Source organism: Arthrobacter terricola (assembly GCF_004354015.1).
GTDB lineage: Bacteria > Actinomycetota > Actinomycetes > Actinomycetales > Micrococcaceae > Arthrobacter > Arthrobacter terricola.
The window spans coordinates 88,513-109,555 of record NZ_SMRU01000021.1 but is presented as its reverse complement, the minus strand read 5'-3'; the positions used below and the strand labels follow the sequence as shown (position 1 = coordinate 109,555).

Sequence of the window (21,043 nt, the reverse complement as noted above, 5' to 3'; positions counted from 1 at the left end):
TCGCGGCATCCCGGTAGGACCGGGTCAGATCGTAAGCAGCTAAAATTTCCATGAACTCTCCTGGAGACTTCATAACGAGCCCCCTCCTTCCCGTTACGGGTGAAATACAACGATTGGCATCGCCATTTCACCGCGGAAGGAAGGGGCTCTCCTCGTAACGACATGAGGAATGGACAAGGGGAATCCCGGCACGCCAAGCCACACACTATGGCCTACTGCTGTCCAAAATGCTTGCCGCCGCTGGTCAAAACCACTGCCGCGAACGGTCACCCAGTTTTGCCGTCTCCGGTCAGTTTAAAGTTGCCGCTTACATGGGGGACGTCCTGACCAGGAGGCGGTCTTGCTCGGCCAACGGGTGCTTGGACTACCGGCACGCTTACTCTGAGCCGGTCATTCCGGCGCCGCGATTTGGAGCCGGCGAACCACTCCGTGATCGATCAGTAAGGCCCGGCCGGGCGGCGAATGGGGTTCCACTTCGACGCGGATGCCGAAAAAATCGCCGTCGGACGGCGATCGCGGGCCCATCAGGATTCCCGATCCATTGCCCCGGGCACGCGACAACAGGGGGCATCGCTGCAGGGTGGACAAGCTGTGCGTGGAGGTGGCGACTACTGAAAAACCCATGGCCGGGAGTTCAGCGAGGAGCGTCCCGGATGTGGCACTTAGAATGCCGACGTCATCCACCAGGACAATCGCATCCGTACGCTCAAGCCCGTCGCTCGCCCGCCGGTGGAGGTTTGTCCAAAAGGCTTCTGGATCTGCCCCGTCCGGTGGCGACAACCAGGCATTGGCCGGATTGAGCAGTTGCATTGCAACAAGCAATGAGGACTTGCCCGAGCCCGGCGCGCCGAGGACCGGGAAGACACCCGGACGGGGGAGGGCCGCCCGGACAGCTTCGAGTTCGTCTCCGCCCACGCCGAGCAGCATTGATCGAGCGGGTGCCGGGGAAGAAGTTAGTGAAAGCCCCCGGGCCTGCGCATCCGCGTCAGCTGATAGCCCGGAGGCTTTGACCGAGGACAGTGCGACTGACAACGGAAGTGGCTCGACACGGAAGGGGCGCTGCTGCGGCGTCGACCGTTCGCCGAATGGCCAAGTGGAGCCAGCCTCCGGCTCGACCATCTGGGCGACTGCAGTATCGACGTCAAGGAACCTTCCGCTCGCGACGGCCCGCGATCGCACGGCTTTCATCGCAGCGAAGCGCGGCCAACCCACCCGTCCCTCTTCGGTAGTGCCCGTGGGGAAGTAGGCGCGGTTGGGAACCGAGGCGAAGACGCGCGACGTGACTAAGTCACGGTCCCCGGTCAATAGCACGGTGAGCCCCGATGCTGGACCGTCACGGACAATACTGTGAACGAGCTCCTCCGCCCAGACGAGCGGACCAGACCGAAACTGGGACACCCAGGAACCCCAACTCGATATGACAAGAAGCAGGGGAACTGCGTCGTCGGCGGTGGCTTGGGTTTTCCGGGCAGATACTTCGGCCGCCAGCCGCTCCAGAACCCGGACGCCTCTCCTGAGATGGCCAAGGGAGGCAACAGCCCCGATGCGCCCCTGCGCGGTGACGTCGGAGAGTGATCCATCGCCGTCGAGGACGTAGACATGGATGTCTTCCGCTCCTGTCACGATCTGCGCCGCCACCGCCCGCAACGTGGAATCCGCTCCACTTGAAGGCGGACCCACCAAACCAAGATGTCCATGGATGGTCGGTGACCAATTCAATTGCGCGAGCCTTTGCTCCGCAGGCACGTCGGCCAGTCCGAGGACAGCCCCGGCGGGTGGCGCCGGTGCAGTGAGCGCATGCCTGCCGGACGACGTGGGAGGCGCCGGGAAGCCGTTGAGAGCGATGGACTCGGGAAGCGACTCCGCGACCGGCCTCCGTGGACTCTTGCCGTTGCGCGCTCGCCAGGCTTCGTCGAGTGCATTGATGAGTGGACGCGCGGCTTCAGCAGGCGTCGGGCTTCCGGTCTGGGGCCCGGATGGGAACATGTCGCGAGCGCAAGCGTCCAATGCGAGCCGGGCAGTTGGCCGGCCAGGGGAAACTGCCCGTTGCGGACTGGAGATCGTGGCTGACTGGAAAAGTTCTGGTGCGTCCGTCCCGCGAACCATGTAGGCACGCCCCGGACAAGCTACAGGAATCGATGCTGCGATCGGAGAATTGATGATGTCCCTCGACTCCGTTTCGGACTGTACGCGAAGCGCGATGCTCGTGGTGACGTTGGCGCGGATGTCAGCGCTGACGGCTCCCTGCGGACGCTGCGTTGCCATGATGAGGTGAATGCCCAAGGATCGCCCGATCGTCGCGATGCGCATCAGTTCGGCCAAGGCTGCCGGGGCCTCTTCGATGAGCATCCTGAATTCGTCGATGACAAGGACCAATCGGGGAAGCGTGGGCATGCAGCGTTCCAGTTTCGCATCGGCGCCCGTGGTGGCCCAGTACCCAGGCAAATCGGGGACATTGGCTCCCGCCAGGATGCCCTCCCTGCGCTTCACCTCGGCCCGCAGGGAACACAGCGTGCGCTCAAGTTCGTGTTCGCTCAAGTCCGTGAGCATGCCGACGCAATGGGGCAGCTCCTTGAGGGGACCCAGGCCGGAACCTCCCTTGAAGTCCACAAACAGGAAGTTCACCTTGGCTGGACTGTGGGTCAACGAGACGGCTGCCACGATGGTGCGCAACAACTCGGACTTTCCCGATCCGGTGGTTCCAGCCAGGAGCAGGTGCGGGCCGTCAGAGACGACATCGAGGGAGCGGGGACCGTCAATTCCCTTGCCGATCAGGGCGGTCAATGAGCTTCGACCGTCGGAAGCTGTCCAACGGACCGCGATGTCCCGAACCTCGGGCGAAAGTAATTCAGTGAGCGCGCAGGTCTGCGGGACCGCTGGTGCTTTGTCGGGGAGTGTTGTGGATAGGGCGGCCAAGGAACGGCAGAATCGGTCAAACACCATCGGGGAAACAAAATCGGGGTCGAATTCCCTCGTCAAGGGCGACGGACCGATGGCTGCCCGCCCATTCCACAGCTCAACCGTGCAGCCGGCCGGATCCTTGCCTGGTGCATCGTGGAAGATGCTCCAGTGGGCGTCGGTTGCTGCCTTTCGTAGTGCGGGTACGCCTGCGTCGTTGCCGGCGCCAAACAGGAACAACGCTCCCGCGGTGCATTCGTCGTGCCCGGTGAGGATGGCCATCGCCGAAGACACATCGGTGGTCAAGCTGACCCGGGGCAGGAACCTGGCGCTCGACGGTAGCCGGGCCGGTGGGCCGCACACAACAATCCGAATCTTCCCGGCACTGGGAAAGGCGAGGAGTTGCATCAGCAGGAACCTGACCAAGCTGTCGACCTTGGCCTCGGGGCCAACGAATGAAACCGTTTGGGAAGCCGGGTCGAGAACCACCGGGACCTGTCCCAATGATGGCGGGTCGAAATTCGGATCGGCCGGATCGAGGGCAATACGGGCGTCCTGCGGGCAGGTACCGAGCCGCAGCCACACATCGTGATTGTCCACCTCGGCGGGTACTGCATCCCTGCTCGCGGGAACCGAGGGGGCGTGCACAGCACGGGGCTTGGCCCCGTCAGCGGCGGACTCAGCAACGCTCGCGGCACCGGCGACCGAGCCGACAGCAAAGGCAAGTTCCGCGGCGGACGGAGAGCACCGCCGTCGTCGGCTTTTGTCTTCCTCTGCAGCTTCCTGAAGGGCGGCCGCCAGCGTCCGGCGATGTTTTCGGCCCGAAATCGCCGGGACCAAAACCGCTACCGCAGATATCGCAGTGAACCCAAGGAACATCCACATCCCGGTGGCAACCGCCATGCCTGCTCCCAGCAGTAAGGGCAGACCGGCCGTGAGCAGAATCTGGGCACGGTTGGAGGAATCCTGGCGTCGCGGCACCAGGAGAGGTTCCGCAGCACCAACTCCTGCGGCGTGCAAGGTGTCCATCCCGCGCTCCACGTGTCCGAAGACGATGGACATGGCGGAGCTGCCACAGCGGATCCGGGAGCTCGTAGTGATGGTGGCCGAACGGATCTTTCGCCCGTCCACGGTGGTTCCGTTCGCGCTCGCGTTATCCGTCAACGTAATGGCGGTCTCGGAAATGGCGAGGGTCGCGTGGGTCCGTGAAAGATCGGGGTCCGGGAGACAGATTTCGGGCCCGCCGCGGCCGATCCGGTAGATGCCGCGTTTCAGGGGAACGATGGTGCCTGCCGCAGGACCGGCGTGCACCAGCAGCGAAAGCGTCGGGGATTCTGCAGGCTGGTCGGGAGTGGACTGCGTGCCCGCCCCGTCGACCAGGACGGCGCCAGGGGCGAGAGGAGGAGCGCCAACGGTGAGGCCGGCAAGCGGCACCCCTGCGACCGTCAACTCGCCGGTAGTGAACTCAGAAGCGACGGCGGCTTGGACACCGCACCCGGAATCGCCGTCGCGCACTGATATTGCCAGCTCGACCGGGGCAGCATGGCGAGCCGCGAAGGGGCCACGGACCAAGGTGCAGTGGAACGTCACGGGGTGGATCCTTTCGGCCAGGCGAAGACGGTTCTTCCAACGTATTTGCCGCGGGCGCCGGATGTTCCCAGACAATTCATGTATGTGGATAACTCGGCTTGATCAGGCTTGGACAGAGGAGCAGTGAGGGACACCGGCGGATATTGGGCGTGCCATCTCGGGTAGGCTTGACCTGCGGCTAATGCAGTCCATTGGCTTGCCCAAATTTGAACCAGGAGATTTTGTGACCGCTGACCTCGTCATTGTCGGGTCGGGCTTTTTCGGCCTGACGATCGCAGAACAGGCAGCCAGCGAGCTGGGCTTGAAGGTTGTTGTCATCGACCGCCGTCATCACGTCGGAGGCAACGCGTACAGCGAAACCGAAGAGCAAACCGGGATTGAGGTGCACCGCTACGGCGCCCATTTGTTCCACACGTCGAATGAGCGCGTGTGGGAGTACGTGAACCGGTTTACCACCTTCACCAACTACGTCCACAAGGTGTATGGAGTCCACAAGGGCGAGGTGTATTCCCTGCCCATCAACCTGGCCACCATCAACCAGTTCTTCAGGGCCAACCTGACGCCTGGCGACGCGCGGGCGCTTATCCAGGAACAGGCCGGTGAGCTCGCGGGCACCGATCCCCAGAACCTCAACGACAAAGGTATCCAGCTGATCGGGCGCCCGCTTTACGAGGCGTTCATCAAGCACTACACCGGCAAACAGTGGCAGACGGATCCCAAGGACCTGCCCGCGGGAATCATCTCCCGGCTTCCCGTCCGCTACAACTACGACAACCGCTACTTCAACGACAAATACGAGGGCTTGCCTACCAACGGGTACACCGCGTGGATCGAGAAAATGGCGGAACACCCGAACATCGACGTCAGGCTCAACACCGACTTCTTCGACGAGTCCCACGAGTATTCGAGGGAGAAAGTGGTCGGCAAGATCCCAGTCGTCTACACGGGGCCCGTGGACCGATACTTCGACTTCGTCGCCGGGGACCTTTCCTGGCGGACGATCGATTTCGAGCAGGAAGTCCTGGAAGTCGGCGACTTCCAGGGAACGTCAGTGCTCAACTACAACGACGTCGACGTCCCGTACACCCGGATCATCGAACCGCGCCACTTCCACCCCGAGCGTGATTACCAGACGGAGAAGACCGTCATCATGCGCGAATTCTCCAGGTTCGCCGAGAAGGGTGACGAGCCCTACTATCCCGTCAACACCGCGGACGACCGCGAAAAGCTGCTCAAGTACCGCGACCTCGCGGCGGCCGAAAAGAGCGTTCTCTTCGGGGGCCGCCTGGGAACGTACAAATACCTTGACATGCACATGGCCATCGGTTCCGCGCTGTCCATGTTCGACAACAAGATCCGTCCGCATTTCGAAAGCGGCACGGCATTCGAAAGCGGAGGAGTGGACGCGTGAGCGGCGAAACGAAGATGCAGATCCTGCAACGGGTCATCCTGCCGGCCGACGACCAACTGGACACCACGGCACTCTATGTCGACGCCGGCCCGGCAAACGGCATACGCCTGCGTGAAAACGACGAATTTGCCCGCAACCCCAAGGCGCCCGAAGACAAACTCCATTTCGTCAGCTCGGGCAGCGAGGAGGTCCATTTCGAGGACGTCCTCTCCAGGAGCTCGATCAGGCTGCGCGCCGGCGAACAGCTCTCGTTCGGAACATACTTCAACGCGTTCCCTGCCAGCTACTGGCGGCGATGGACGGATCTGCAATCGATCCGCCTTGTTGTGCGGACCACCGGCCACGGCACCGTCACGGTGTACAAGTCCAACGCAAGGGGAACCCTTCAGCGCGTGGACGGGGCGAGGGTTGACGGCACGGCCGTCACGGAATTCGACCTCACCCTCAAGCCCTTCGGCGACGGCGGCTGGTACTGGTTCGATCTCGCGTCCAGCCGTGAGGAACTGACCCTGGATTCGGCCGAATGGCAGGGCGCCGAGCGTGAAGGCAACCCCGGCAAGGTGACCCTTGAGATCACCACTATGAACAAGCCGGATTTCTGCCTCAACAACGCCAGGATCCTCTCGGAACACCCTGAGGTGCTAGAGCATGTGCAGGAAGTCCTCATTGTGGACCAAGGAACCCTGAAGGTCGCGGACCAGCCGGGCTTCGCTGAGGTCAAGTCTGCCCTGGGTGACAAGCTGCGAATCATCGACCAAGCCAACTTGGGCGGCTCCGGCGGCTTTTCCCGCGGCATGTACGAAGCCGTGGAGAACGGGAGCGATTATGCGCTGCTGTTGGACGACGACGTCGTCATCGAACCGGAGAGCATTGCCCGCCTGCTGGTGTTCTCCGACCATTGCCGCAAGCCCACCATCGTCGGCGGCCACATGTTCGACCTCTACAGCCGAAGCGTCCTCCACACCTTCGGTGAGGTAGTCGATCCGTACCGGTTCGTCCCTGCGTTGCCCCACACCGACATGGAGATGAGGCACGACTTCAGTGTCGCCAACCTTCGGCAGACGCCGTGGCTCCACCGCCGTGTCGACGTCGATTACAACGGTTGGTGGCTGTGCATGATTCCAACCGAAATCATCCGCGAAATCGGGCTGTCGCTGCCGCTTTTCATCAAATGGGACGACGCCGAATACGGCTTGCGCGCGCGTGAAGCCGGTTTTGCCACGGTGTCCCTTCCGGGCGCTGCGGTGTGGCACGTCTCGTGGATCGACAAAGACGACCTCGTCGGGTGGCAAGCGTATTTCCACGGCCGGAACCGCTTGATCACAACGCTCATTTACAGCCCCCACAAGAAGGGCGGGCGGGTGATCAGGGAGTCGTTCCAGGCCGACGTGAAGCATTTGGTTTCGATGCAGTACTTTACGGAACAAACCCGCCTCGACGCTTTGGAGGATTTGTTCCTCGGTCCGGAGCACCTGCATCGCAACATCGGCACAAAACTCGGCGAGATCAATGCCTTGAAGTCTCAGTACCCTGACGCCGAAATGCGCGAGAACGTTGACGACTTCCCGGCTCCGGCGCTGGGCAGTGGACCGTCCGGCCTCACACCGATCGGTCTTCCCAACAAGAAGGACCTCGTCAAATGGGGAGTCACGACTGTTGCCCGGCAATTGATCAAGAAGCCGTCGGCAGAGTCCGCTGAACGCCCCCAGGGCTTCCTTGCACACCGGGACAACAGGTGGTTCCGCTTGGCGCACTACGACAGCGTCGTCGTGTCCAACGCGGACGGCACCGCTGCGTCCTGGTACAAGCGTGACCCCGAAAAGCTCAAGGCCATGCTGGCGGAAGCGGGAAAGCACCACGCCAACCTTTACCGTCATTGGGAGGAACTCGCGGAACAGTACCGGAAGGCAGTGCCCGAGATCACGTCCTTGGAGGCCTGGAAGAAGACGTTTGGCCTGGCCGACGAGGAAGGCCGCTAGATGGCACAGCCGGTAAGCGAGCTGGTCCAGCCGGGTCGCGGCCGCGGCATCGTCGACGTCTACAAACACAAGTTCCTGCTCCAGTTGCTGGTCCGCAAGGAGATCAAGATCCGCTACCGCGGATCCGTGCTGGGACTTTTGTGGTCGTACGTCAAGCCGCTGATGCAGTTCCTGATCTACTTCGTGGCGTTGGGCGTGTTCCTCGACATGCAGAAGGGGACTCCGAACTATGCGATCTACCTGTTCGCGGGAATCGTGTTGGTGAACTTCTTCACGGAGTCGCTGGGCAACGCCACGCGGTCGATCGTGGATAACAGGGACCTCATCCGGAAGATCTACCTCCCGCGCGAGCTGTTCCCGGTGTCCACCGTATGGGTGTCCGCGGCACATTTGCTTCCCCAGGTGGTGGTCTTGGTAGGGGCTTGTTTGCTGACGGGGTGGAGTCCTTCCATCTGGCAATTGCTTGCGGTTATCGGGGCGTTCTTCCTGACGGCGCTGCTCTCCATCGGGCTTGGCCTCCTCTTCGGTGCGGCGAACGTCTATTTCCGCGACTCCGAGAACATCGTCGACATGATTTTGATGATCGTCACCTGGGCTTCCCCGGTCCTTTACGTGTGGCCGATGGTGCAGCGGGTCATGGGCCCGTGGTTCTTCCTGTACCAGCTGAACCCGGTGACTGTCGCCGTCGAAATTTTTCACTGGGCATTCTGGTCGCCGACACTCAGTCCGGCGCAGGCGGGGACGATTTCCATGCCGCCGGACCTGCTCACCGTATGGTTCCCCTCCGCCTTTGGCGTGGCCGCACTTGTCCTTGTGATCGGCCAGCTTGTTTTCATGAAGTTGTCCGTACATTTTGCCCAGGAGCTCTGAAATGTCCGTGCCCACCGCCGTTTCCGACAGCGTGGCCATCACATGCCGAAACCTGCGGAAGAAGTTCGTCCTGCGGCACACGCGCAGCATGAAGGAAGCAATCGTGTGGCTGCTGACCGGACGCAAGGGCGATCTGTCCAAGAAGTTCGATGCGTTGAAGGACGTCTCGCTGGATGTCGAGCAGGGCGAGACCGTCGCGTTGCTCGGCCTTAACGGCTCGGGAAAGTCCACCCTCCTGAAGCTCATTTCCGGCGTGCTGCAACCGGACGAGGGGACCGTTCACACTCGGGGGAGGGTCGCTGGACTGATTGAAGTCGGTGCCGGCTTCCACCACGACCTCAGCGGCCGCGACAACGTCTACCTCAATGGCGCAATCCTCGGCATGAGCCAGAAGCAGATCGATGCCATGTTCGATTCGATTGTGGAGTTCGCCGAAATCGGCGAGTTCATCGACACCGAGGTCAAGTTCTATTCCTCGGGAATGTACCTGAAGCTCGCGTTCTCCATCGCCGTCCACACCGACCCCGAAGTCTTCCTCATCGACGAGATCCTGGCTGTTGGCGACGAGCCTTTCCAGCGCAAGTGCATCGTGAAGATCAACGAGTTGGCTGCAGCGGGCAAAACGCTCTTCGTAGTGAGCCACGACCTCGATCTTGTGGCTTCGGTGTGCAAGCGCGGAGTGCTGCTGGAACACGGCCAGATCATCATGGACGGCGAAGTTCACGCCGTAGTAAAAGAACTACGACGGCGGTCGGCGGAATAACCGCGCCGCTTCCCGTCCCGTCACGCGGCCCGTAGTGCCCGACGGCGGTGGGCCACCGTACGCGGTGACCCACCGGAACGGATCAGCCCGCCCCGCAAGCCGTGATCTGGTAGACCTTCGCGCTTCCTTGGCTGTCGATCAGCTTGACGCCTGGATTTTGGTCCAAATACATCAGGCCGGCCGGGGTGTGGTTGCCGCCGTGGACCTCCAGCAGCCCGAAGTCCAGGACGTAGTAGGCGTGCTCGCTCTTGACCGCCTTGCACACCGCGGGATCTTGGGAAACGGCGCCGAGGTGGTCATAAATCTCCTGGAGGCCGGGAGATACGTAGCTGAGGATGTGCAGCTGCGCTGATTTGCGGTCACCCAGTGCGTACGAGAGCGAGGCACCGGTGTATGGGTTGCCGATCAGCACGGCGTTCTGGGGCACATCGTTGTGGAGCCTCTTGAAGACCGCCAGCTCGTCGGTCGATACCAAGGGAGAATCTGCCGCAATCGCGTATTTCGAAGAGGCCTGCTCAACTTCCTTGTCCACAGCCCCCAGTTGGCCGAGGTAGACGGCTGCGGCAACGATGACGAGCAGCGCCGCGGCTCGAACCGGCAGGCGGAGTGCAGGGCGTACCGCGGACCCGAAGGACCGGGAAGTGAAGCTCTTGCGGACCTTCCCGAAGAAGGCGGATTTGTGGCAGATCCATTCGACGCCCACCGCCGCCAGCACGACCGCGACCACAGGGAGGAGTGCCGCGATGCGGAAGCTGTCGTTGTACCAAACGCCGGTCAGCAGGTTTCTCAGCCTGGAGATCGGGAATCCGGAAACCACGACGAACAGGACAGTGAAGATCAGGAAGGCCCCTCCAACCCACCGGTAGCGGAAGGACTTCACGCAGGCCCACACACCGACGAGGGCAACCGGTGCCACGAGCCACGCGGGCGGCGAGTCCAGCGGCGAGAAAACGATCGCTTCGCCCAAGGACTGCGGGACCGTATGGTAGGGACCCCAGAACGACGCGTCGGACGGTGGCCGGAGGACGATCCAAAGAGCGAGGAAAACCACACTGTAAGCGATAAACCCGGCAAGGGGCTTTGCCAGGCGCTGGGCATTCATGCGGCGTTGCTTGACGATCTTCCAAGCAAGGACTGCCGTCATCGGGGCCGTCCAGGTCAGCCACGCCATGAACGTCGTAGGATGCGCGACGACGAGGCCCGACAGGCTCAGGGCCAGCGCAAGCCACGACGGAAGGTCCCTGGGAACCCAGCCGGGGGAGACCCGGGTGATGGCAGCAGCAAGGGCTATGGAGCCCGGCAGAACGCTGATTGAGAGCAGATTCGGGTACAGGACGCCGAAATCCATCATCAGGAGAGGGAAGGCTCCCAAGGAGGCGCAGGCAATCCCGGCGGAAATGGTTGCGGCCGGTGAACGCCCGACCACCCACCGCGCCAGCAGGAGGCAACTGAGCGGCCAAAAGACGGCTGCGATGACGATGCTGGTGACATTCACCGCAACGGGCACGTCCAAGCCAAAAGTCGTTGCGACCAAGGTGGCTACGGCATTCCAACCGGCAGGATAAAATCCGCCGCCTGTCATGTTTCCTATGGTCAGCGAAGAAGCGTTCCCGGTATCAAGGGCGTACTTGACCGAATTCAAGTGGAACACGGCGTCGTACGTTTGGGAGAAATGCTCCGGATCGCCGATGGTTTGAATGACCCGGGCGCTGATCACGATCAAAGCAAGCGCGGCAGCGGCGAACGGGACGATCCGGACCCACGTTCCAGGCTTGAACACCGTGGCGTGGCCGCGCCGCGACCTCGACGCAAACCAGGCGACTGCGGCAAGCACCACGGCGACTACCGCTACGGGCAGAACGTTGAACCGGACGTTGACGAAAGGACTGAGAGTTGACGCTATGACTATTACGCCAACCGACAACGCGGGAGACAGCGCCAAGGCATCGAACCCGCGGTAGCGCAATCCCAGTGAGACAAGCAGGCCGGGCAAAACCAGCAAAAATGCAGCGCCGACTACTTGCGGCAGTACAGACCACCACACAGGCGGGGACTAGTCTTCCAGCAGGCCGTGGAGGTATGCTCCGTAACCGCTCTTGACCAAGGGATCGGCACGCTCGCGAAGTTCGTCGTCGGTGAGGAACCCTTGACGCCATGCGATTTCCTCGGGAGCTCCGATTTTCAGGCCCTGGCGGTTTTCCACTGTCCGGATGAAATTCGATGCGTCGTTCAGGTCGTTGAAAGTTCCGGTATCGAGCCAGGCGGTGCCGCGGGGAAGGATCTCGACGTGGAGCTTACCCTTGTCCAGGTAGGTACGGTTGATGTCGGTGATTTCGAGTTCACCGCGGGCCGAAGGCTCCAGGTTCTTCGCGATGTCCACGACGTCGTTGTCGTAGAAGTAGAGGCCCGGAACCGCGTAGTGCGATTTCGGATGCGCCGGCTTTTCTTCCAGCGAGATTGCTTTGCCGTCTTCATCGAATTCGACCACGCCGTAGGCTTTGGGATCTTTCACCCAATAACCGAAGACAGCGCCGCCATCGATGTTGGCGTGTTTCCTCAACTGCGTTCCCATTCCTTGGCCGTAGAAGATGTTGTCGCCAAGGACAAGGGCCACAGTGTCATTGCCAATGTGGTCTTCACCGAGGATGAACGCCTGTGCGAGTCCATCCGGGGAGGGCTGCTGGACATAGGTAATGCTCACACCGAATTGCGATCCGTCGCCAAGGAGCCTTTGGAACTGCTCCGCGTCGTGGGGAGTGGTGATCACGAGGATGTCGCGGATTCCGGCCAAGATGAGCGTGGAGAGCGGGTAGTAGATCATCGGCTTGTCGTATACCGGGACCAGTTGCTTGCTGATGCCGTGAGTAATCGGATGCAGTCGGGAGCCGGTACCACCGGCAAGAATGATTCCACGCATGGTCTACATCATCCCTTACCTGCCAGTCCGCAGCAAAACCAATGAACTGTGTCAAGCCCTCTGGAAGCGCCCCTATGCGGTGTGTGATTTCCCGCTCTTGCCGCGAAGACCGTCGATGGTTCCCCTGAGTGCCGAGCGCAGCCTGGCCGCTCGGCCGGGAGCCAACATCGTGACGAACAGCAGGTGGCGCAGGTCCAGGAGGACGCCGGAGGCAACCCATCCGGGATGTTCCTTGACGTACCGCCTGCTGACGAGAATCCGGTTCCGGAAGATGTAGTAGTAGCGCCACGATGCGGCGATGCGGACCTTCAGCGGACGCTCTCCAAACGAGATGCCCTTCCCCAAAATGTCCGCGTCCACCAAGGTCCCGAGGGAATGGTCGAATTCCGCATCCGCGAGGACGGTGGGGAGGCCGGCATCGAGGGCACGGAAATAGTACTCGGTGTCCACGAGGTCAATGAAGAGCCCGTCCCAGAAGTTCCCGATCGCATCAAGCGTGGAAACAGGGATCAGAAGTCCGGATTGAATGGGTTCCCGGCCCAACTGGATTCCGGATTTGGAACCGGCCGTCTTGACTGGATTCCCATGGATTCGCGCGGGTGAGACAAGTCCCGGGGTTACTCCGGCCGATTCGGCGGCGCCGGCGGCTTCGACGAGGCGTTGAACGTACTCGGCGGTCAGCAGTGAGTCCTGGTCGACCGTGACGATGTAATCAACTGGTGTGCTGCTCCGCGCCAGATCGATTCCCGCGTTCAGGGCCGAGGCGATTCCGGAGTTGCTTTCGAGCCGCAGCACCTTGCCCCCGGCGCCCGTCACGGCGTCTAAGACGGCGTCGAAACCGGGACCGCTGCCGTCGTCGACCACTACCACTGTGGTGAGTTGCCGAAGCAAGGAGGTGACGTTGTCGAGCAAATGCGGCGTTGGACGAAAGGCGGTGACGACGGCGGCAACCCGCTCCAGCTTCGTCGGCGATTCTTTATCGGCGTGCACGTAGATTTCCTATTTTCCGATGGTGTGCCGGAGAAGCGAACGGAAGGCGGCCGGGCCGCCATGGATCGCGGCGCTGGGCAAGAGGAAGAGGGCGTGGGCGCGGGACGTCAGCCGCAATCCCGCGGCGCGCGCCGCCTTTTTCCACCCCTTCTCGAGGCAAAGGCCTGCAGCTAGTTCGAAGTATCCGCGCTCTCCCGCGAAACGGGAGCCGTCCAGCAGTTTTTTCGACGACGCGCTGCCGGTGTGCCTGCGATACGCGAAGCTGACTTCCGGCTCAATGAGCAGCCCGGCTCCGGCGAGCACCATGTCGATGATCAATCCGAGGTCTTGGATGACGTGGAGTCCGTCGCGGAAATCGAAGTTCGTGATCTTGTCACGGCGGAAAACCAGCGACGGCCAATAAAGCCAGTCGCCGTGAAGCAAACTGACAGCCAGTTTCTCTCCGCCGACCACCCTCGCATGGGAGCCGCGCGGTTTGACGAGGTGCTGCTTGACGAGGTCAACAACGGGACGTGCGGGCTCCCCGGCCTCATCGATGATTTCGACGCCAGGCTGGATGATCCACGCTTCCGGGAACGCCCGGTGTGCGCGAAGGGCCACACTGACAAAATTCGGCAGGAGGACGTCGTCGCAACCCATGACCACCAGGATGTCCTGTGTCGCCAAGGAGACGCAGGTCCTGAAGTTCTCGGTGATGCCTTGGTTGGTTTCCTTGCGGATGTACGTGACCCGCGAATCGTTGAGTCCCTCGACATACCGGCGGACTTCGTCGCCCGGATAGGCGTCGTCCACGACGGTCAGGAGCCAATCGTCCGAATCCTGGGCCAGCACACTGTCGACGGCCTGCCGCATGTAATCAGGATCCCCCCAATAGGGGATGAAGATATCCAGGGCCATTCGGTTCCTTACTTCGGGCTGGAGGGAGTCGAAGACTCGTCTTCGGAGCCTTTCAAGCGTGGCGATGCGTTGTTCTGCAGCCGCTCGAGCTGGGCGCGCATAATCGCGACCTCTTCGGCCAACGTCCGCGTCTCATCTTCAACCACGGAGATTTCCCACGACAAATGCAGGCATACTCCCAGCAGCAGCAAGATGCTGATGATGAACAACAGGTTCGAGGGAAGCTGGACGCCGACGAGTTCGGCAACAATGTTGAGCAGCCGCGGGAACGCCGCGAGCACCAGGGTTCCGGTTCCGACAACGAGCCACAGGGCTGCGTATTTCTCGCGCAACTTCTTGCGGCGCAGCATTTCGAAGACGATCCCTACGATCGCCAAGGCGAGGAGGAAGGCAGCTAGGTTTCCCACTAGGACGCTCCCTGGGCCGACGATGAAACGGATTGAATGATTGACCTCTTACGGGTGAGGGCGAAAAGGAGCGCGAACGTGGATCGGCCAAGGTAGATCGCCGCCTTCGCCGGGTTGTGGCTCGGCGTTCCGCCTTGGCGGGGACGCATCGCCACGGGGATCTGCGTCACTTTGCACCCTGAACGGATGGCCACTACCAACGAATCGATGGTGTCGCCGAGGTATTCGGCAGGGTAGTGGTCGAGGTACTGGCTGATGGCACGGTCGTTCGCCGCCCGGAACCCTGAAGTCACGTCCGTCAAGCGTGTCTTTGCAAGGCCGGAAATGACCTTCGCAAGCAGCTGCATGGCCCATTTCCGGGGGCCGCTGACCTTATATTCGCCCTTGTCCGCGAACCGGGCGCCGATGGAGATATCCGCGTGTTCCAGGCCGGCGAGGACTTCGCTGATGTTCCGGGGATCATGTTGGCCGTCGGCATCGACCTGGATCACGCGGCGGTAGCCGTGGCGCTGGGCATACTTGAAGCCCGCACGCATGGCGCCGCCAACACCGAGGTTGAAGGGGAGATTCAGCACGGTGGCGCCGGCCTCGGACGCAAGTTCCGCAGTGGCATCGGTCGAGCCGTCGTTGACCACGAGGACGTCATAGGGCCTGCCGACGGCGAGGACTTCCCGTACGGTATCGCCTACGGATTCGGCTTCATTCCACGCCGGCATGATGACCAGGACCCGGGTTGAGTCAAGATTTTCCAAAGTTCTCCTATAAGTCATCGTGGCTGGATGCGGTTCAGGAGATCCTGGCTGATGCGCCCCTGCCGGCCTCGGCATGAGTCAACCAGCCCCTCCCAAGCGGCGATCGCGAGGTACCGCCGGTCCGGGCTGAACGCGAAGCGGAGGAGTTGGGCTTTTGCGTCTTCCGCAAGGCGCCTGATCACCCAGACGGGATTGCGACGCCAGTACCTGCGGACGAGCGTGGTCCCGTTGCGCATGATGTAGTACATCCGGAACGGGGAGTAATAGTTGAAGGACAAGTCGTTGCCGCGGAGCCGGACTGGCCGCCCGAGCATCTTCGCAGGGAGGCGTGCTCCGAGGCGATGGCCGACTTCGCAGCCGGCTCCGATCAGGATGCTGTAACCAGCAGCCCGCACGCGGGCAGTGAACTCGGAGTCGACGCAATCGATGAAGAAGCCCGCCTCGAAATCACCGAGCTTCGCGAGGGTGGACATCGGGATGAAGAACCCGGACTGCATGGGGTCGAAGGCCTCGTTCAAGCCGTTGGCCGTTCCAAGGACCGGCACCCGGTGTCCGCTGAAAGACTCGGCGCTGACGAAGCCCACTTTCTTCCCTTGCGCCGTTGCGTCATCGAAGGTTGCGAGGGCACGCGAAACGTAGTCCGGGACCGGCAGTGAGTCCTGGTCGAAGGTGAGCACGAATTCAGGACGGGTGGTGGACCCGAGTTCCTCGATTCCACGGTTCAACGCGGCAGCAATCCCGGAGTTCTGGTCCAGTCGGAGGACCGTGACTCCGGTTCCGGTGAGGTGATCGAAGATCGAGGTGGCCGTCGGAGACGTGCTGCCGTCATCGACGACGACGAGTTGGCCGACCTGGGCGGCGATGGCCGCGGCGTTGGTGAGCAGTTCGTCGTCGGGGTTGAACGCAGCGATCACCGCTGCGGTTCGGCGTTGGGGACTTTCAATCACGGAGACGATCCTACCTGTCCACAGTAACCGGAAGCGCCTTGGCGGGAAGCAACCGGGCAGCAGGGAGCAGCAGTCCGAAGAAGAGCAAGGCCTCGCTGATGGCCATCCCCAAGGCAACGCCGGGAACATTTGAGCCCAAGCCGGCCACCACCATGAAGGCGACGCCTACCGCGGCCGAGAGGCCCGTCCACGTCAGAACGGTCTTCTGGTGGCCGGCGGGAATGAGGAGGTTCCTGATCAAGGGAGTGGAAGCGGACAGGAAGAAGAAGGACAAACCGTAGAAGACGGATGTGATGGTGTCGGCCTTGTTTACTTCGCTGAACAGGATGGTAGATGCCCACGGTCCCAGGAAACCGAGTCCAAGCGCGCCGACCGCCCCAAGCGCCAGGTGCGTCAACAGCGCAACCGCGTGCCGACGTCGGGCATCTTCCGCGTTTCCTTCCAGCGTCCAACTCTGGAACGTGTTTCCGACCGCAACCACGCTGAACAGGCCGAAGCGGTAGATACTGTCCGCGGAAGCGAAACCCGCCGTCGCTGTGGCCAGGGGGACTGTGGCGGTCGCAATCGGGACCGGGGACGACGCATAGGCGCTTCCCGTGAAGTTGATTGCCGCCGTCCCGGCCTCAGGAACAATCTCCCGGACCGCCGTGCCGGGATGCCGCGGGAACCATGTCCCGGCTTCGCCGAATCGCTTGTGGAATGCGATGGATGCCACGATCGTCGCGAGCAGCGCGAAGACCCCATAGATCCACACTTGGTTGGTCGCGACGATGAGCGGAACGCTCAAGAGGGCCCCGCAAAAACGCGGAAGGGTATCGTAGACCGCCAAAATCCGCGGCTGTCCGGTTCCAATCCCGAACCACGCAGGCGAAAACCCGGTGAGCGCGGTGGACCAGGCCATGGTGACGGCGTCAAGGCGATAGCCGTCATGGGCAACCAGCGCGACCACAAGGCTCATGAGCGGAAGGACCACCACAGCAATGACCAGGCGCATCCGCATGCTCTTCGAATAGATGCTTGCGCGTTGTTGCGGCGAGCTGCTCCGGGCAATCGACACCGGGCCCGAAATGTTCCAGCTCCACAAAATGATAGTGGCGGCAAACACTCCGATGGCCTGGCCCGACGTGATGCTTGACCAGCCGGCCGCGCCGACGACGCGGGAAATGATGGGCAGCAGGAGGAAGGGCAAAACCAGCGCCAGAAGGGGGAGCAGCGTGAATCCAGCGAGTCGCAGCAACACGGGTTTCATTACTGGGGAAAGTCCTATTGCTCGACGGCGTGACCTTACGATGATACGCGATGGCGCCTGTCCGCTGGCCTTCCGGCAACTCGCCTAGAGTGGAGTCCATGAACGATTCGACGACGCCGGACGGGCAGGCAATCCGCGTAAGTGTCTGCCTGGCGGCCTACAAGGGATCCCTTTACATCGAAGAACAGATCGACTCAATTCTTCGGGATCTCGGGCCGAACGATGAATTGGTGGTCGTCGACGACGCGTCTCCGGACAACACAGCCGAGGTCGTCAAAGGTATTACGGATCCCAGGCTTCGCTTCGTCCCTGCGGAGGTCAATAAGGGCTACGTCAGGACGTTTGAGCACGCTATCGGGTTGAGCCGGGGCGAATTCATCATGCTCTCGGACCAGGACGACGTGTGGATTCCCGGCCGGGTCGACCTCATGCTGGCTGCACTCGCTGACAATAAGGTCGTGGCAGGCAACTTCGATGTCCTCGGCGGCGGCCTTAGGCCATGGATTCCGCGGCTTAAGGCCTCCGACTCCCGCAAGCACGCGGCGAACCTGTTTGCGGTCCTGATCGGATACCGCGCTTATTACGGTTGTGCGATGGGAATCCGGCGGGACGCTCTGAATTACTTCGTGCCGATCCCGGGCTACGTCAACGAATCCCACGACCTCTGGCTCGCGATATGCGGCAACATGGCGGGGTCGATCCGCCACCTCGACGAATCCACGGTGCTGCGCCGGTTGCACGACTCGAACCAGACCCCGGCCGGTTGGCGTTCCTTGGCAAAAATCGTGAAGGCACGGATCATGATCCTCCGCCTCATGGTCGAAGCCCTGCGCCGGGTACGCCGGCGCTCTTGAGTGTCCAAAGCGCCGTGTTCGGTAGGCTGTTCTCATGCAGAAACTCCTTGTCACCGGCGGCGCCGGCTTCATCGGTTCGAATTTTGTCCACTACGTCCTTGAGCGGACCGAGGACAGCGTCACGGTTCTCGACAAACTCACCTACGCCGGCAACCTGGAATCCTTGAGCGGCTTGCCTGAAGACAGGTTCCGGTTCGTCCAGGGCGATATTGCGGATGCCGGGCTGGTTGACCAGCTGGTGGCGGACTGCGACGTCGTGGTGCACTACGCGGCCGAATCGCACAATGACAACTCCCTGCATGACCCCCGTCCCTTCCTGGACACCAACATCATCGGGACGTACACCCTCATCGAAGCGGCCCGCAAGCACGGCAAGAGGTTCCACCACATCTCCACGGACGAGGTGTACGGCGACCTCGAGCTGGACGATCCCGAGCGCTTCACGGAGTCCACGCCGTACAACCCTTCCAGCCCGTACTCGTCCACCAAGGCGGGTTCGGACTTGCTGGTCCGCGCTTGGGTCCGGTCCTTCGGACTGCAGGCCACCATCAGCAATTGCTCGAACAACTACGGCCCGTACCAACACGTCGAGAAGTTCATTCCGCGCCAGATCACCAACGTCATCGACGGCATCCGTCCCAAGCTCTACGGCAAGGGCGAGAACGTCCGTGACTGGATCCACGCGAACGACCACTCTTCCGCGGTCCTCGCGATCATCGAAAAGGGCCGCATCGGCGAGACCTACCTGATCGGTGCGGACGGCGAGAAGAACAACAAGGACGTCGTCGAACTCATCCTCAAGCACATGGGCGAGTCGCCGGACGCCTACGACCACGTGGTTGACCGGCCGGGCCACGACCTCCGGTACGCGATCGATTCCACCAAGCTGCGCGACGAGCTCGGCTGGCAGCCCGAATACTCGAACTTCGATGCCGGCATCGAAGCGACCATTGCCTGGTACCGGGACAACGAGTCATGGTGGCGCCCGCAGAAGGCCGCCACCGAGGCCAAGTACAAGGAACAGGGCCAGTAAACGATGACGATCGAGTTTTCGAAACCGCTCGTTGCCCACGAAACCCCCATTCCCGGCGTCGTTCTCTACGACTTGCCTGTGCACGGCGATAACCGCGGCTGGTTCAAGGAAAACTGGCAGCGGGAGAAAATGGTGGCCCTCGGACTGCCGGACTTCCGGCCGGTCCAGAACAACATCTCTTTCAACGAGAAGGCGGGCACTACCCGCGGGATCCACGCCGAACCTTGGGACAAATTCATCTCGGTGGCCACCGGCCGGATCTTCGGCGCCTGGGTCGACCTCCGGGAGGGCCCGTCCTTTGGTGCAGTGTTCACCGCTGAGTTGGATCCGAGCCAGGCGATTTTCATTCCTCGCGGTGTGGGCAATGCCTTCCAGACGCTGGAGGACAACACCGCATACACCTACTTGGTCAACGACCACTGGTCCGCGGACGCCCAGAGCCAGTACACCTTCCTGAACCTCGCTGACGAAACCGCCGCAATCTCGTGGCCGGTTCCTTTGGAGCAGGCTGAGCTGTCCGACAAGGACAAAGCCCATCCGCGCTTGGCCGACGTCACGCCGATGCCTTCGAAGAAGGTACTTGTGGTGGGTGCCAACGGGCAGCTCGGCAAGGCGCTGCGTGAACTGTACGACGGCGACACTTCCGTTGAGTTCGCCGCGCGGGACGACTTCGACTTGTCGAAGGAAGAATCGTTCACCGGCCGCAACTGGAAGAACTACTCGACGATCATCAATGCGGCTGCCTACACCGCCGTCGATACCGCCGAGACTCCGGAAGGCCGCAAGGCCGCCTGGGACGCCAACGTCGCCGCGGTTGCACGCTTGGCCAAGACGGCCGTCGAGTACGACCTGACCCTGGTCCATGTTTCCTCGGACTACGTTTTCGACGGAACCGCCGGGACGCACGGCGAAGATGAAGCCTTCACTCCGCTCGGAGTGTACGGCCAGACCAAGGCCGCAGGCGATGCGGTGGTGAGTGTGGTCCCGCGGCATTACATCGTGCGCACCAGCTGGGTGATCGGCGAAGGCAACAACTTCGTCCGCACCATGGCATCCCTGGCCGACCGCGGAATCAAGCCGAGCGTCGTTAACGACCAGATTGGCCGGCTCAGCTTCACCGAAGACATCGCGGCGGGAATCAAGCACCTGCTCGAGTCCGGCGCGGCGTACGGCGTCTACAACCTCAGCAACGACGGCGAAGCGCAGTCGTGGGCGGACATCGCGGGGGACGTTTACAAGCTCTGCGGCGCCTCGCGTGAAGACGTCACCGGCGTGAGCACGGAAGAGTACTTCGCCGGCAAGGAAGCCGCACCGCGGCCCCTAAACAGTTTCCTCGATTTGGGCAAGATCAAGGGCACGGGATTTACTCCGGCAAGCAGCTCCGACAGGTTGGCAGCGTACTTGCGCGGCTAGCTTCCACTTTCCAGCTGCTCGCGAAAAGGGTCTGGCCAGTTCAATTTGAACTGGCCAGACCCTTTTACTTGCT

The 21,043-nt window shown here is 62.0% G+C and carries 16 protein-coding genes; 7 read left to right on the top strand and 9 right to left on the bottom strand.

Annotation, left to right across the window (positions count from 1 at the left end; genetic code table 11):
• Positions 1–390: 390 nt before the first annotated feature.
• A complete protein-coding gene (locus E1809_RS17325; RefSeq protein WP_133205487.1) occupies positions 391–4,488 on the bottom strand; it encodes an FtsK/SpoIIIE domain-containing protein in 4,098 nt (1,365 codons plus the stop codon).
• Between the two features lie 223 nt (positions 4,489–4,711).
• On the opposite strand from E1809_RS17325, the gene glf reads away from it, so the two are divergent.
• Genes glf through E1809_RS17305 form a run of 4 tightly spaced genes read left to right on the top strand, consistent with a single transcriptional unit; the run spans position 4,712 to position 9,511 of the window.
• Positions 4,712–5,899 carry a UDP-galactopyranose mutase gene (glf, locus tag E1809_RS17320; protein WP_133205486.1) on the top strand — a complete coding sequence of 396 codons (1,188 nt, stop codon included), beginning with the start codon at positions 4,712–4,714 and terminating at the stop codon, positions 5,897–5,899.
• 14 nt (positions 5,900–5,913) lie between these two features.
• Positions 5,914–7,878: a glycosyltransferase gene (locus E1809_RS17315; protein ID WP_133205493.1), complete on the top strand. Its 1,965-nt coding sequence runs from the start codon at positions 5,914–5,916 to the stop codon at positions 7,876–7,878.
• Entirely contained in the window at positions 7,879–8,748 is an 870-nt protein-coding gene (locus E1809_RS17310) for an ABC transporter permease (RefSeq protein WP_133205485.1), read from the top strand. It abuts the gene before it with no gap.
• 1 nt (position 8,749) lies between these two features.
• Entirely contained in the window at positions 8,750–9,511 is a 762-nt protein-coding gene (locus E1809_RS17305; RefSeq protein ID WP_133205484.1) for an ABC transporter ATP-binding protein, read from the top strand.
• 82 nt (positions 9,512–9,593) lie between these two features.
• Here the strand turns inward: E1809_RS17305 and E1809_RS17300 are convergent, their stop codons facing one another.
• The 8 genes from E1809_RS17300 to E1809_RS17265 form a co-directional block, all read right to left on the bottom strand.
• Complete coding sequence (locus E1809_RS17300; RefSeq protein WP_133205483.1) at positions 9,594–11,555, bottom strand: DUF6541 family protein; 1,962 nt, start codon at positions 11,553–11,555, stop codon at positions 9,594–9,596.
• A gap of 9 nt (positions 11,556–11,564) precedes the next feature.
• Positions 11,565–12,428: a glucose-1-phosphate thymidylyltransferase RfbA gene (gene rfbA, locus E1809_RS17295; protein ID WP_133205482.1), complete on the bottom strand. Its 864-nt coding sequence runs from the start codon at positions 12,426–12,428 to the stop codon at positions 11,565–11,567.
• A gap of 72 nt (positions 12,429–12,500) precedes the next feature.
• The gene (locus tag E1809_RS17290; protein WP_235835660.1) at positions 12,501–13,418 is read right to left on the bottom strand and encodes a glycosyltransferase; all 918 of its coding nucleotides are present in this window, start codon (positions 13,416–13,418) and stop codon (positions 12,501–12,503) included.
• Between the two features lie 9 nt (positions 13,419–13,427).
• Positions 13,428–14,315, bottom strand: a complete 888-nt coding sequence (locus tag E1809_RS17285) for a glycosyltransferase (protein ID WP_133205481.1) — start codon at positions 14,313–14,315, stop codon at positions 13,428–13,430.
• Between the two features lie 8 nt (positions 14,316–14,323).
• Positions 14,324–14,722, bottom strand: a complete 399-nt coding sequence (locus tag E1809_RS17280; RefSeq protein ID WP_133205480.1) for a DUF2304 domain-containing protein — start codon at positions 14,720–14,722, stop codon at positions 14,324–14,326.
• Complete coding sequence (locus E1809_RS17275; RefSeq protein WP_374102709.1) at positions 14,722–15,492, bottom strand: glycosyltransferase family 2 protein; 771 nt, start codon at positions 15,490–15,492, stop codon at positions 14,722–14,724. Before E1809_RS17275 ends, E1809_RS17280 begins: the two co-directional genes overlap by 1 nt.
• Positions 15,489–16,421, bottom strand: coding sequence for a glycosyltransferase (locus tag E1809_RS17270; protein WP_165962367.1), 933 nt, complete (start codon positions 16,419–16,421; stop codon positions 15,489–15,491). The genes E1809_RS17275 and E1809_RS17270 overlap by 4 nt, the downstream gene beginning before the upstream one ends.
• Positions 16,422–16,431: 10 nt before the next feature.
• Entirely contained in the window at positions 16,432–17,670 is a 1,239-nt protein-coding gene (locus E1809_RS17265) for a polysaccharide biosynthesis protein (protein WP_133205478.1), read from the bottom strand.
• A gap of 98 nt (positions 17,671–17,768) precedes the next feature.
• On the opposite strand from E1809_RS17265, the gene E1809_RS17260 reads away from it, so the two are divergent.
• From E1809_RS17260 to E1809_RS17250, 3 genes are read left to right on the top strand one after another with little or no spacing between them, the layout of a single operon-like run.
• Positions 17,769–18,524, top strand: coding sequence for a glycosyltransferase (locus E1809_RS17260; RefSeq protein ID WP_133205477.1), 756 nt, complete (start codon positions 17,769–17,771; stop codon positions 18,522–18,524).
• A gap of 34 nt (positions 18,525–18,558) precedes the next feature.
• Positions 18,559–19,557, top strand: a complete 999-nt coding sequence (rfbB, locus tag E1809_RS17255; protein ID WP_133205476.1) for a dTDP-glucose 4,6-dehydratase — start codon at positions 18,559–18,561, stop codon at positions 19,555–19,557.
• Positions 19,558–19,560: 3 nt separating this feature from the next.
• The gene (locus E1809_RS17250; protein WP_133205475.1) at positions 19,561–20,970 is read left to right on the top strand and encodes a sugar nucleotide-binding protein; all 1,410 of its coding nucleotides are present in this window, start codon (positions 19,561–19,563) and stop codon (positions 20,968–20,970) included.
• Positions 20,971–21,043 lie beyond the last annotated feature (73 nt).